Origin of the sequence: Pseudomonas sp. NFACC16-2 (assembly GCF_900119205.1) — a bacterium.
Classification (GTDB): Bacteria; Pseudomonadota; Gammaproteobacteria; order Pseudomonadales; family Pseudomonadaceae; genus Aquipseudomonas; species Aquipseudomonas fluorescens_Q.
Genome location: NZ_FPIX01000001.1, coordinates 359,208 through 372,628, shown reverse-complemented (window position 1 = coordinate 372,628; position 13,421 = coordinate 359,208). Strand labels below are relative to the sequence as shown.

At 59.4% G+C, this 13,421-nt stretch carries 11 protein-coding genes and 1 pseudogene; 11 read left to right on the top strand and 1 reads right to left on the bottom strand.

The window, feature by feature from the left end; genetic code table 11:
- Positions 1–2 precede the first annotated feature (2 nt).
- The 10 genes and pseudogenes from BT116_RS01455 to BT116_RS01410 all read left to right on the top strand — a co-directional run.
- Positions 3–1,481, top strand: a complete 1,479-nt coding sequence (locus BT116_RS01455) for a hydroxymethylglutaryl-CoA synthase family protein (protein WP_218157838.1) — start codon at positions 3–5, stop codon at positions 1,479–1,481.
- Between the two features lie 6 nt (positions 1,482–1,487).
- Positions 1,488–2,690, top strand: a complete 1,203-nt coding sequence (locus tag BT116_RS01450) for an acetyl-CoA acetyltransferase (protein ID WP_072339377.1) — start codon at positions 1,488–1,490, stop codon at positions 2,688–2,690.
- Positions 2,690–3,472, top strand: coding sequence for an enoyl-CoA hydratase/isomerase family protein (locus BT116_RS01445; RefSeq protein ID WP_072339376.1), 783 nt, complete (start codon positions 2,690–2,692; stop codon positions 3,470–3,472). The genes BT116_RS01450 and BT116_RS01445 overlap by 1 nt, the downstream gene beginning before the upstream one ends.
- The gene (locus tag BT116_RS01440) at positions 3,469–4,239 is read left to right on the top strand and encodes an enoyl-CoA hydratase-related protein (RefSeq protein WP_072339375.1); all 771 of its coding nucleotides are present in this window, start codon (positions 3,469–3,471) and stop codon (positions 4,237–4,239) included. Before BT116_RS01445 ends, BT116_RS01440 begins: the two co-directional genes overlap by 4 nt.
- A 2-nt stretch (positions 4,240–4,241) precedes the next feature.
- Positions 4,242–5,759 (top strand): 3-hydroxyacyl-CoA dehydrogenase, encoded by a 1,518-nt coding sequence (locus BT116_RS01435; protein WP_072339373.1) that lies wholly within the window; start codon positions 4,242–4,244, stop codon positions 5,757–5,759.
- On the top strand, positions 5,752–6,609 hold the full coding sequence (locus BT116_RS01430) for an HTD2 family dehydratase (RefSeq protein ID WP_072339371.1): 858 nt from the start codon (positions 5,752–5,754) through the stop codon (positions 6,607–6,609). The genes BT116_RS01435 and BT116_RS01430 overlap by 8 nt, the downstream gene beginning before the upstream one ends.
- Positions 6,606–7,505, top strand: coding sequence for an HpcH/HpaI aldolase/citrate lyase family protein (locus tag BT116_RS01425; protein ID WP_072339369.1), 900 nt, complete (start codon positions 6,606–6,608; stop codon positions 7,503–7,505). The genes BT116_RS01430 and BT116_RS01425 overlap by 4 nt, the downstream gene beginning before the upstream one ends.
- Before the next feature lie 17 nt (positions 7,506–7,522).
- Complete coding sequence (locus BT116_RS01420) at positions 7,523–9,193, top strand: acyl-CoA dehydrogenase family protein (protein ID WP_072339367.1); 1,671 nt, start codon at positions 7,523–7,525, stop codon at positions 9,191–9,193.
- Complete coding sequence (locus BT116_RS01415) at positions 9,193–10,410, top strand: CoA transferase (RefSeq protein WP_072339365.1); 1,218 nt, start codon at positions 9,193–9,195, stop codon at positions 10,408–10,410. The genes BT116_RS01420 and BT116_RS01415 overlap by 1 nt, the downstream gene beginning before the upstream one ends.
- A 162-nt stretch (positions 10,411–10,572) precedes the next feature.
- A pseudogene (locus BT116_RS01410) lies at positions 10,573–10,992 on the top strand (transposase); the annotation flags it as partial.
- A gap of 16 nt (positions 10,993–11,008) precedes the next feature.
- Here the strand turns inward: BT116_RS01410 and BT116_RS01405 are convergent.
- Positions 11,009–11,458: a GNAT family N-acetyltransferase gene (locus BT116_RS01405; protein WP_083569081.1), complete on the bottom strand. Its 450-nt coding sequence runs from the start codon at positions 11,456–11,458 to the stop codon at positions 11,009–11,011.
- Between the two features lie 615 nt (positions 11,459–12,073).
- On the opposite strand from BT116_RS01405, the gene BT116_RS01400 reads away from it, so the two are divergent.
- Positions 12,074–13,396 carry an alginate export family protein gene (locus tag BT116_RS01400; protein WP_072339363.1) on the top strand — a complete coding sequence of 441 codons (1,323 nt, stop codon included), beginning with the start codon at positions 12,074–12,076 and terminating at the stop codon, positions 13,394–13,396.
- Positions 13,397–13,421 lie beyond the last annotated feature (25 nt).

Here is a 13,421-nt window from a genome sequence, read left to right as displayed (position 1 = left end):
TTGTGAGCATCGGTATCACCGGATTCGGCGCCTATATCCCGCGCCTGCGTTTGAGCCGGCAAGCCGTGGTAGCGGCCAATGCCTGGTACGCCCCCGAGCTGAAAGGCAAAGCCCGTGGCCATCGCGCCATGGCCAACTGGGATGAGGACAGCATTACCATGGCGGTCGCGGCTGCACGCGATGCCTTGGGCGGACAGGACCTGCAGGGCCGAGTGCGCGAGGTGATTCTCGCTTCGTGCACCCTGCCGTTTGCCGAGCGCCTCAACGCGGCAGTGGTTGCCGAAGCGCTAAACCTGGGTGAGTACACTGGCGCCAGTGACGTCACCGGCTCGCAGTGCGCGGCCCTGGCCGGTTTTTCCCAAGCCTTGGCCAGTGCCGCTAGCGCCCCAGGCACTGTGTTGCTGACAGCCGCCGACAACCGCCGCACCCGCGCCGCCAGCGCGCAGGAGCTGGATTACGGTGATGGCGCTGCCGCGCTGTTGTTCGGTCGTGAACAGGTGATCGCAGAAGTGCTCGGCCAGGCGGCGTCGAGCGTCGACTTTATCGACCACTTCCGCCTCACTGGCCGCGAGATCGATTATTTCGGCGAAGAGCGTTGGGTGCGTGATGAAGGCGTTAGTCGCTGCATGCCCCAGGTGATCAAACGCGCCCTGAGCGACAGCGGCGTCGACGCCGAAGCGGTGGCACATTTCATCTTCCCCACCTCGCTGGCGAAGATGGATGCGCAACTGGCCCAGGCCTGTGGCATCCCTGCCGAAGCGGTGGTCGATGGCCTGGCGGCAGAAGTGGGTAACACTGGCGTCGGCCATGGCCTGTTGCTGCTGGCCAATGTCCTGGAAAGTGCCGAGCCGGGGCAGGTGATCGTGCTCGCCCAATTTGGCAGCGGTGCTCGCGCCGTGGTACTGCGGGTGACCGATGAAATCAAACACTTCACCGCTCGCCGTGGCGTGTCCGGCTGGCTGGCCCGTGGCCGTGAAGAGCTCAGTTATACGCGCTTTCTCACCTACAAGGGCCAGTTGCAACTGGAGCGCGGTGTGCGCGGTGAGCAAGACAAAAAGACCGCGCTGAGCACAGCCTATCGCCATCGTCGCGCCATTCTCGGCCTGGTGGCCGGGCGTTGCCGTGTGAGTGGTGACGTGCATTTCCCACCCTCACGGCTGACCTACACCCCCGATGCCGCCGCCCTGGATACGCAGGACGCCCATCCCCTGGCTGACCGCCTTGGCCGGGTGCTGAGCTGGTCCGCCGAGTCACTGTCGTCCTATATGGCGCCGCCCCATCACTACGGGCAAATCGACTTCGAGGGGGGCGGTCGCATCCTGATGGAATTCACCGACGTCGCCAAGGGCGAAGTGCAGACCGCGCTCGAGGTGGAGATGGTCTTTCGCATCAAAGACATCGACGACCTGCGCGGTTTCAAGCGCTACTTCTGGAAAGCCACCCCCGTTCACACCCCCGCGCCGCAAGCGCCGTTGGAGTAATTCGTCATGCCCATTGGTATCAAAGACAAAGTTGCGATTCTCGGCATGGGCTGCTGCCGCTTCGGCGAACGCTGGGACGCCAGCCCGGAAGATTTGATGGTCGAGGCTTACAGTGAGGCCATGGCTGATGCAGGCATCTCCCCGGAGCAAATCGACGCCGCCTGGTTTTCCACCCACATGGAAGATGTGGGCACCGGCCGTGGCGGTACACCGATGAGCATTGCCCTGCGGTTGCCGAACATTGGCGTAACCCGAGTAGAGAACTTCTGTGCCGGCGGTTCAGAAGCCATTCGCGCGGCGGTGTATGCGGTGGCCTCTGGCGCCTGCGATATCGCCTTGGCCCTGGGCGTGGAAAAGCTGAAAGACACCGGCTACGGTGGCCTGCCGGTCGCAACAGTCGGTACCTATATTCCGCAGTGGTACCCCAGCGCCGTGGCCCCGGCCAATTTCGCTCAACTGGCCTCGGCTTACCAGGCGCGTTTTAACGTTGACCCGCAGCTACTCAAGCGGGCCATCGCCCATGTGTCGGTCAAAAGCCACGCCAACGGTGCCAAAAACCCCAAGGCGCACCTGCGCAAAATCATCACTGAAGAGCAGTGCCTGAAGGCGCCGATCATCGCTGAGCCCCTGGGCTTGTTTGATTGCTGTGGGGTTTCCGATGGAGCGGCGGCGGTGATCGTCACTCGCCCGGACATTGCCAGGGCCATGGGCAAGACCGATCTGGTGACCTTCAAGGCCCTGCAAGTGGCGGTCTCCAATGGCTGGGAAATGCAGGGCAATGGCTGGGACGGGAGCTATGTGCACACCACCCGCATTGCTGCCAGGAAAGCCTACGCCGAAGCCGGCATCACCCGGCCACGTGAACAGATCAGTCTGACTGAGGTGCACGACTGCTTCTCCATCACCGAGTTGGTGACCATGGAGGATCTGTTCCTCTCTGAGCCAGGTATGGCGGTGCGCGACGTACTGGATGGCGCCTTCGACGCTGAAGGCCGAGTGCCTTGCCAGATTGACGGCGGTCTCAAGTGCTTCGGTCACCCGGTTGGCGCCAGCGGGATCCGCATGCTCTACGAAATCTACTTGCAGCTACAGGGGCGCGCCGGTCCGCGGCAGTTGCCAGACCCGCGTACTGGGTTGATTCACAACCTTGGCGGGCAGCCATCACAGAACGTTTGCTCGATTTCCATCATTGGTAGAGAAGAAGACTGATGGCCATCCTGATCGATGATCCCGCCCCTGGCGTCCGGCGGTTGCTGATTAACCGTCCCGAGAAGCGCAATGCGATAAACCATGACGTACGCCAGTCACTCATCGATGCATTGACTGAGGCGCGTGAGCAGGCGGCTTGTCGAGCCATTATCTTGGGAGGTGTTGGAGGGATGTTTTCCGCTGGTGGCGACATTACGACCATGGCTGATCTGGACGAGTCCGGTGCGCGTGAGCGAATGCAGCACATCCATCAGCTCTGCCGTTTGTTGGGGCAATTTCCGATGCCTGTCATATCGGCAGTAGAAGGCATCTGTGCAGGAGCGGGGGTTGGACTGGCGTTGCTGGGAGACGTTGTGCTCGCCGGCACCAAGACACGGTTTCTGTTCCCTTTTCTGAAGCTGGGTCTCTCTCCCGATTGGGGATTGCTGCGAACACTACCTGCCCGAGTGGGTGTCGCCGAAGCAAAGCGCATGCTGACCCACGGCCAATACATATCCGCCGAGGAGGCCGTCGTCGCGGGTTTGGCGGATGAATGTGTTGGTCTAAATGTGATGGACTCAGCAGTCAGCCTGGCGAGCAGGATGAGTCGTTTACCGCGCGACGCGTTTTCTCGAATGAAAAATCGCCTGGATCACCCGTCGGCGAGCTTGGCCGAAGAGCTGCAGCGCGAGGAAGCCGACCAGGCGGTGCTGTTGCTCGGTGCCGATTTTCGCGAAGGTTTTGCCGCTTTTGCAGAGAAGCGCGAGCCGCAGTTCACCAGCACCGTGGACTACCTCGTATGAGCACACCGGTGGTGGTAGAGCGAAATGGCGCGGTGGCTATCTTGCGGCTGAACCGTGTTGAAAAGCGCAATGCACTGGACCTCAGCATGCGTGTCGCCATCGCCAGCGCCATGCAGGAACTGGAGCGTGACAACGGTGTGGCGGTGATCGTGATTACCGGCGGTGATAGCGTGTTTGCCGCTGGTGCCGATCTCAATCTACTGGTGGACAAGGGCGCCCAACAAGTGGCGGAGTTGGACCTGGGCCAGTACTGGGCGCCTGTGGCGAAAAGCCAGAAGCCGCTGATTGCGGCGGTCAGCGGCTTTGCCCTGGGGGCGGGCTGCGAGTTGGCGATGATGTGCGACATCCTGGTCGCCGACAACTCGGCGCGCTTCGGTCAGCCCGAAGCGAGGGTGGGCATTATGCCCGGCGCTGGCGGTACTCAGCGTTTACTGCGTGCCGTGGGTAAACCAGTGGCCAGCCTGATGCTGTTGGCCGGTGAACTGCTCAGCGCCGAGCGCGCTAGCCAGTTGGGTTTGGTCAGCGAATTGGTGACGGAGGGCAGCGCCTTGGCGCGCGCCATCGTCCTCGCCCAAGCCACGGCAACCATGCCGCCCAAGGCCTTGCGAGCAATCAAACGGGTGCTGGCGCTGGGCGCCGATCAATCGCTGGACCTTGCACTGGCCTTGGAACATCGCGAATTCCTACTGCTGTTCGACACGCAGGACAAAACCGAAGGCATGCGTGCATTCCTTGATAAACGCCCGCCGCGTTACACGGGAAACTAACTATGAGTATCCACAGTATCGCCGTGATTGGCGCCGGCACCATGGGCCGCGGAATCGTTCAGTTATTCGCCCAAGCCGGCCATTCGGTGCGTTGTTATGACGCTGTCGAGGGCGCCGCGCAGAGCGCCATCGAGTTTGTCCGTGACCTGATCGACAGGGCTGTTAGCAAAGAACGTTACAGCCGCGAGCAAGGCGACGCGATTATCGCGCGCATGTCCGCCTGCACACACATCGAAGACTTGGCCGGTTGCGACTTGGCTATTGAAGCGGTGGTGGAGGACCTCGGTATCAAGCGTGAGTTGTTCCGTGCCCTGGAAGCGGTGCTGGGTGATACGGCGATTCTGGCCAGCAATACGTCTTCGCTAATGATCGCTGATATCGCTGCCGGTTGCCGCCGTCCCGAACGCGTGGCCGGACTGCACTTTTTCAACCCGGTACCCTTGATGAAGGTCGCCGAAGTCATCGCCGCTGTGCGTACTGCGCCCGCCACTGTCGCTGCCTTGCAGTCAGTGGTAGTGGGGGCGGGTCACCGCGCGGTGGTGGCCGAAGACCAGCCGGGATTTCTGGTTAACCATGCCGGCCGTGGGCTATACACCGAAGGCTTGCGCATCCTCGAGGAGCAGGTGGCCTCGGTACAGGACATCGACACTTTGATGCGCGAAGCCGGTGGCTTTCGCATGGGCCCATTTGAGCTGCTCGACCTTACGGGGCTGGATGTGTCCGGCAAGGTGATGGAGTCCATCTACCAGCAGTTTTACCAAGAGCCGCGTTTTCGTCCATCGTCTCTGGTAGCGCCGCGCCTGGGTGCTGGCCTCTATGGACGCAAGACGGGTGAAGGCTGGTATCGCTACAGCGACAACCTCAAAAAACAGGTGGCACCTGCTCGGCCTGTTCCTGCGCTCAACCACGAGTTGTTGGTCTGGGTGGACCCGGCTGCCGACGACTACGAACGCCTGCAAGGTCTGGTGTTGGAGGTCGGCATGATGCTGCACCCTCTACCTGATGAGGCGGATATATCGCTGGTGCAGTTCTGGGGCGATGACGTCTCGCGTTACTGCGCCGTGCACGGTCTCGACCCCACCCGAACGGTGGCCGTGGACCCGCTGCCTGGCCTGGAAAATCACCGTACCCTGATGCTCAGCAGCGTCACCCGTCCAGAGGTGCGCGATGCCGCCTGGGCGATGCTGGCCGCACAAGACACACCGGTGACGGTGATCAACGACAGCTGCGGGTTCGTTGTCCAGCGAGTGTTGGCGACTATCGTCAATATCGCTGCCGATATTGTTCAACGGGGCATCGCCAGTGTCGCTGACATCGAAGATGCGGTGCGCCTTGGTCTGGGTTACCCGCAAGGACCGCTAAGCCTTGGCGATGCCATTGGTGGCAAGCGGGTGATGAACATTCTTACTCGCATGCATGAGCTCAGCGGTGACCCCCGTTACCGCCCCAGCCCCTGGTTGGCCCGGCGCGCGGCATTGGGGCTCTCGTTACTCACCGCAGAGACAGCGCGCGATGACTGAAATTGATATCGACTACTTGCGTGGCTGGGTAGGCCGCGAGCGTGTGCGTGAAGAGCTGTTGGCGCCGTTCGCTGTCCAGGCGCTGAGCGCTACGCTGGATCGCGAACAGGTGCCTATGCAAGGCGAGACGCTGCCACCTACCTGGCAATGGCTGTACTTCAATGACTGCGCCCAGCGTACCAACCTGGGTGCTGACGGCCATGGCAGAACCGGAGGCTTCCTGCCACCGGTGCCCTTGCCTCGACGTATGTGGGCGTCGGGTGAGTTCATGTGTGAGCGACCATTGCGCATCGGCGAACTGGCCGAACAGCGCTCGGTGGTCACTTCTGTTGAGCTGAAGGCGGGAAAAACCGGGGCCCTGGTGTTTGTCAGCCTGGAACATCAGATCAGCCAGCAGGGACGACGCTGTCTCGTGGAGAAACAACACTTGGTCTACCGGGAAATGGCCAACGGCCCCAGCCCCTCGCTGCCCGGCGAGCCCGCGCCAGATGAAGCGGATGTTAAGCAGCCGTTTCAACCTGACCCGGTACTGCTCTTTCGCTACAGCGCGCTGACCTTCAACGGTCACCGCATTCACTACGATCGCGACTACGCCACGCGGCAGGAGCATTATCCGGCGCTGGTGGTGCATGGCCCATTGTTGGCGACCTTACTGGCCGAGCAGGTGGCGATACAAATGCCCGAGGTACGGGTAAGCAGTTTTGGTTTTCGCGCTGTGCGCCCGGTGTTCGACACTGACCACTTATTGCTGTGCAGCAAACGCAGTGGCGATCGTGTTGATCTGTGGACGCAGAACCAGGATGGCTTTGTCACCATGATCGCCACCGCCAACGTGGAGGTGCCGCAATGAGTCGTGCATTCCCAATGTGGCGCTCGCTGCTGTTTGTCCCCGCACATATTGGCAAGTTCACTGAAAAAGCCCACGAGCGAAACGCTGATGCCTGCATCCTAGACCTTGAAGACAGCGTTGCTCCCGGGCAAAAGGCACAAGCTCGCGACGCTGCCAGCAGCGCCGCACAGAACATCTCCAACCATGGCCTGGATGTATTGGTGCGTATCAATACACCCGATAGCGGCGGGCTGTTGGATTTGCAGGCAATTGTCAGCCCCGCCGTTTGCGCCGTGGTGCTGCCCAAAGTGGCCTCTGCCGAGGTGGTGCGCCAGGTGGCCTTGCAACTGGACCGTTTGGAAGCCGAGCGCGGTATGACCTCGGGGCAAACGCTGATCCTCGCGCAGATCGAAGATGTAGCGGCGTTGCCCTTACTGGATGAAATTGCCACGGCCTCGCCACGGCTGATGGGCATGAGCCTGGGCCCGGAAGATTTTTCCGTGTCCGCGGGAATGGAACCTGTGCCGGAAACGTTACTGTGGCCCAACCAGCAAGTGGCCTTTGCCTGCCGCCGCGCAGGAATTCTGCCCTTTGGTTTTCCAGGCTCGATTGCCGATTTCAGTGATATCCCACGTTTTCGTCAGACCCTGGTACTGGGGCGGCAGCTGGGAATGATCGGCGCCTTCTGCATTCATCCTGAGCAAGTGGCGGTGCTTAACGAAGTGTTTTCTCCTGGCGATGCCGAGGTTGAATACTCCGTCGCTCTGCTGGCTGAGTATGCCTGTGCCGAAGCCGAGGGGCGAGGCGCCTTTGCCTTCCGCGGCAAGATGATCGATGCGCCGATCGTCGCCCGTGCCCGAGAGCTGCTGACCCGCCACATGTCTGCCATTCACTGCCAACGACTGCCAGCTAAATAATGTTTGGAGTTCGACCTATGCTGCCAATTACCGCTACCAACGATTTGCTGGGCCTGCTGTTACAGTTGCGCGGCGTACTGGAGCAGGCCACCCGTGCCTTGGCTTCACGCTGCACCAAGGGCCAGCAACTGGATGCTGACCTGCTGGACCTGATGCAAGTACCGACTTTCGAACTCGCTTGGGCCAGTGCCGAATTGTTGGCCGCCGAGCGTTCATTGCAGGCCATTGATGCCGGTACTAGCGCGGTGGATCGGCGCCTGATTTTGGTGTTTGCTGTGGAGGCCATCACCTTGGTGCGCAATCGCTTGGAGGCAATTTGTGCAGAGCTGGATCTGGCTGATAGCGCCCTGCATGCCATCGCGGCAGACCCTAGACTGCGTGCATTGCGTCGTAGTGTTTTATCGAGTGCTGCCCTGCATGACAGTGCGCGTTTAATGGCAGAACGTCCAGAGCAGATCGGTCAGGTGGCGATGGGGGACGAACTGTCGATGATTGAGGATCAGTTCCGCCGCTTCGCTGCTGACACCGTGGCACCACTTGCCGAGCACATTCATCGCGAAGACCTCACCATCCCCGACAGCTTGCTGGCAGCTTTGCGCGATATGGGCGTCTTTGGGCTGTCCATTCCCGAGCAGTACGGCGGCAGCGCTCCAGACGATCAGGAGGATCCGTTAACCATGATTGTGGTCACCGAGGCCCTGTCTCAGGCTTCACTGGCTGCCGCAGGCAGCCTGATCACTCGTCCGGAAATTCTCTCCAGAGCGCTACTGAGCGGCGGCACTGAGTCCCAGAAGCAGCACTGGCTTGCGCGACTGGCTGTGGGAGAGCCGTTGTGCGCGATTGCAATTACCGAACCTGATTATGGTTCCGATGTGGCCAACCTGACCCTGCGAGGAACTCCCTGCGAGGGCGGCTGGCGCCTGAATGGAGCGAAAACCTGGTGTACCTTTGCCGGGAAGGCAGGGGTGCTGATGGTGGTCGCCCGTACTCATCCCGACAAAGACCTGGGGCACCGCGGCCTCAGTTTGTTGCTGGCGGAGAAGCCTAGTTACGACGGCCATGACTTTGATTTTCGTCAACCGGGGGGAGGGCGCCTTACCGGGCGGGCAATTCCTACCATCGGCTACCGTGGCATGCATTCGTTCGATCTGTCGTTCGAGGACTTCTTTGTGCCTGACGGCAATGTGATTGGCGAGACTCAGGGCCTGGGTAGAGGTTTCTACTACACCATGGCGGGGATGACAGGCGGGCGTATGCAAACGGCCGGACGGGCCAGCGGCGTGATGCGGGCGGCTCTATTGGCGGGGCTGCAATATGCAACGGAGCGCAAGGTGTTCGGAGCCCCACTGGCGGATTACCCGCTGACCGGCGCCAAGCTGACAAAAATGGCTGCACGTTATGTCGCCAGCCGTTATCTCACCTATTCGGTGGGACGTATGCTGGCTCAGGGCGAGGGCCGAATGGAAGCAAGCCTGGTGAAATTGTTCGCCTGCCGTAGCGCAGAACTGGTGACACGCGAATCTCTGCAGATTCACGGCGGCATGGGCTATGCCGAGGAAGTGGCGGTGAGCCGCTACTTTGTCGACGCGCGGGTGCTGTCAATTTTTGAGGGCGCCGAAGAAACCCTGGCGTTGAAAGTCATTGGCCGCAGCCTGCTGGAAGCCGCACTGAAAGTCGAGGTCGCCTGATGAGCGAGGCAATTCTCAAGGGCATGCGCGTAATTGAGGTATCGGCCTTTGTCGCCGCTCCGCTAGGTGGCATGACCCTGGCGCAGATGGGGGCCGATGTGATCCGCGTCGATGGTCTCGACGGCGGCCTGGACTATCGCCGCTGGCCGGTCACCGACGACAACACCAGCTTGTTCTGGGCCGGGCTCAATAAAGGCAAGCGCTCGGTGGCTATTGATATCAATCGCCCCGAGGGCCGTGAGCTGGCCCAGGCGCTGATCACTGCGCCGGGCACGGATGCCGGCATGCTGCTGACCAACTTTCCGCCCCGAGGCTGGCTGGACTACGACACCCTGCGTTCCCAGCGTGCGGACCTGATTCAGTTGACCATTCAGGGCGATCGCCATGGCGGCTCGGCGGTTGATTACACGATTAATCCGCGCATTGGTTTGCCCTATCTCACCGGCCCGCAGGGCGTCGATGGCGCGGTCAACCATGTGCTGCCAGCCTGGGATCTGATCACTGGGCAAATGGCGGCCGTTGGGCTACTTGCCGCTGAGCGTCAGCGCAGCCGGCAGGGCATTGGTCAGCAGGTGAAGCTGGCTCTGGAAGATGTGGCGCTGGCAGTGATGGGGCATTTGGGCTTTCTTGCCGAAGCCCAGCGCGGCGTACAACGGCAACGCCACGGCAATGACTTGTTCGGCGCCTTTGGCCGCGACTTCGTGACCCGTGACGGGCAGCGCATTATGGTGGTTGGTCTGACCCTCAAACAGTGGCGCAGCCTCTGCGAGGTCACAGCTATCACCGAACAGGTGGAGGCCTTGGGTCGACACCTAGAGGTCGATCTAAATCGCGAAGGTGAGCGTTTCCACGCCCGTGAGGCCTTGGCCTCATTGGTCAGCCCCTGGGTGGCGGAGCGCACCCTGGAAGAGATAACCGCCCTCTTTGAAGACAGCGGCGTGTGCTGGAGCCACTACCAGAGCATCAGCACACTGCTCGAAGAAGACCCGTCCTGCTCCGAGCAAAACCCCTTGTTCAAAATACTGGAGCAACCCGGCATCGGCCAAATACTCACCCCCGGCATGCCCCTGCGTTTCAACGGCCACTACCGCACGCCGCAGCCGGCACCGCAATTGGGGGCTGATACCGAGGCGGTGTTGATGGACGTGCTGGGGTTGAGCAGTAGCGAGTTCGGCGCGTTGCATGACCAGGAATTGGTGCGTATCGCACATCGGTAGGGATGTGCCCGCGTCAACGTCGGGCGAGGATAGCTACAGGAGATCCAAACGGCCATCTTGCTCAAGGTTGTCAGGTCGTGCAGTCGTAAGAGAGCCCCGCCAGTCATCGTCTGTCTTATTTCGCGCGCGTCGCATGCAGACGATGCGCCGAATGGCCGTAGGGATCGTTGGAGAATACGCCAGGAAAAGGCAGCCCCGATCATCAAAACGCTGCATGACTGGATGTTGGCCCAGCGTGATCTGGTGCCCAACGGATCGGCAACAGCCAAATCCCTGGATTACAGCCTTAAACGCTGGATAGCGCTGACGCGCTACCTGGACGACGGGGCTGTGCCCATTGACAACAACCAAGTCGAAAACCAGATCAGGCCGTGGGCACTTGGGCGTTCCAACTGGTTGTTCGCCGGATCGCTACGCAGCGGCAAACGGGCGGCAGCAATCATGAGTTTGATTCAGTCTGCACGCATGAATGGGCATGATCCGTATGCATATTTGAAGGACGTGCTGATGCGGCTGCCGACGCAGCGGGCAAGCGAAATTACCGACTTGCTCCCTTTTCGCTGGGTCAAACAGGGAGGCTGATCGTTGGGAACATCCATCAAGCGGGAAGATAGCGATAGACCTTTGTTTCTCTAACAGAAAATCCTGCTCCCTCATATAAAGGATGAGCAGATTCTCGATTTGGGTTAGACGTGAGATCCAGTGTTTTTGCGCCCAGAGCATGACTTCTTTCTACAGCTGCCTGAATGAGTGCTTTGCCGACCCCTTGTCCCCGGGCACCAGCATCCACAACAACGTCCTCGATCCACGCACGAACTCCTGTCGGAATACGGAAATGAATGAGGGTTAGCGCTCCCAAGATATTTTCTCCACCTGTCCCCTTTACGACTAATAAACCCGAGCATTCTGCACCTACGATCTGCTGCAATTCTTGCATTGTCATCGCCTTCGCATTCATGGAAAGCTGGGGGAGTAGGTCATTCAAAGACTTGAGCAATACCGGATTTGTCTCTCGAACCAACTCGATCAATATGGGTTGATTTGTCATTAGAGATCCTCGGATAGGGAGCAGTGGAGAAGGTAAGAAGTCTATCAAGACACGGCACCAAGCCTCACACCATGCGATCAGACAGATTGCAGTCTCAATATAGTACAGGCTACCCATGACCCGCTGGCTGACGTTGGACATCTCGCTGTTTGACAGCCACAGTCAAAGAAACCAGACGGGATGACCGGACGCTTACGATCGAAGAACATTGAGGACGGGTGCGCCATAGGCATCAAGCATCTTGGCAATGGCTCGTTGCCTCAGACCCCGACTCTTGTGACGTTGGACGCGTGATACGTCTTTTGATACTGAGTTCATGATTAAGCATGGACACTCTGTACCGGATTGGCTGGGTGCTGCTCTCGAGGTTTGCCGCCGCCCGTAGACTACTTCTGACCCGATTCACTCAGCCACTGCTCTGAGTCGCTGTTCGCTCGACCATCAATTTCTTTGTACATAAAGTTGCCCGATAGCAGCGTACTGACCCCTCGGGCTGGCAGGCTGGTACAAGTTGCATGGCTGCTATCGTCAAGACCCTCTAATTTTTTTGTGGTGAGATGGCTATATGCAAAACATTCTGCCTTTCACAACACATAAGCATAAAGAGGGTTCGATATGTGCAAGTTTCACCGTAGCGTGTTGTTGCTCTCCGCCCTGAGTACCATGAACTCAGGTGCTTGGGCCTACGAGTTATACTCCGATTCTGACACTACATTGAAATTGAATGTTCAAGGGGCTGTGGGTTTCTTTCATAGCGACGAAAGTTACAATCAGGGTGGCCCGATAAAACCAGGTTCAGTGGCATGGCAAGAGGGTTTTGTACGCTACGGGATGAGCGGAACTCAGGTCTTTCCAGGTTCTGCAAACACTTCGTTGTATGGAGAATTCAACTTGGTCAGCAATGCTACCTGGGGTGAGGGTGACGCAGCTGGCTATACCGATGGAACGGAGCGTCGTACGGCTGTTGACCGTGCCTACGTTGGCTGGCGCTCCGGGGATCTGTTTCCCGCCTTGGGCAAGGACGGCGTAGACTTCTCCGCCGGCAGCCAGAAGGTCAAGATTGGTGATGGGTTCATCATCAACGGTGATGGTCTGAGTGTGGGTAATAACTTCGCCGACGGTAGCCTTGATCGCGGAGGGGCCTACTATTTGACCGCCCGCAATGCCTTCGATCGGACAGCCTGGTTGCGCCTCGGTGGACAGGAGGGTTGGCGCGGGGATTTGATCTGGTTGAAGTCAGATAATGAAATCAAGGCCAAGCCTGAGCTCGGTATCGGTGTGCTTGAGCATGTAGCGCCTGAGGGTACGGTAGGTCTGACGTATATCAAAGGGTTAGGCGTTGATGACAAACTGGCGAATGCTTTCAGCAGGCAGCGCGACGGTTTGAAGGTCACCAGCTTGCGTGCCCAGGGTAACGCTGGGGTTAAAGACTTGTTCCTGTCCTTCGAGTATGCCCATGAAGAGAAAAGTCTGGGTGATGAACATGCTTGGTATGCCGAGGCGGGCTGGACGTTCTCCGCTGCACCTTGGCAGCCACGTCTCGGTTACCGCTACAGCCGCTATTCGGAAAACTACGATCCGCTGTTCAGTGGCTTCAGTCGGGGGTATGGAACCTGGTTCCAGGGCGAGGTGGCGGGTAATTACTCAGGTCCATTTCAGCGGAATGCCGCCATTCAGATGGTCAGCCTTGGCCTGACACCGCATCCTGATGTAGCGATGGGTGTACTTCTCTTCGATTTCAACACCCTCGACCCTGCTCAAGGCAACCTCGACGCTAAAGAGTTGGATCTTTACCTCGATTGGACCTTGGGACAGTTCACGGTCAGCCCGCTAGTAGGCTTGTATAAGCCGAAGAAGAGCGCAGAAGAGGGTGGGTCGCAACAGGGTAGCGATGACCTTAACCTTTACAGCCAGTTGGTCATCTCATTTGCATTTTAGTGATCGTCTCCTGCCGTAAAGATGT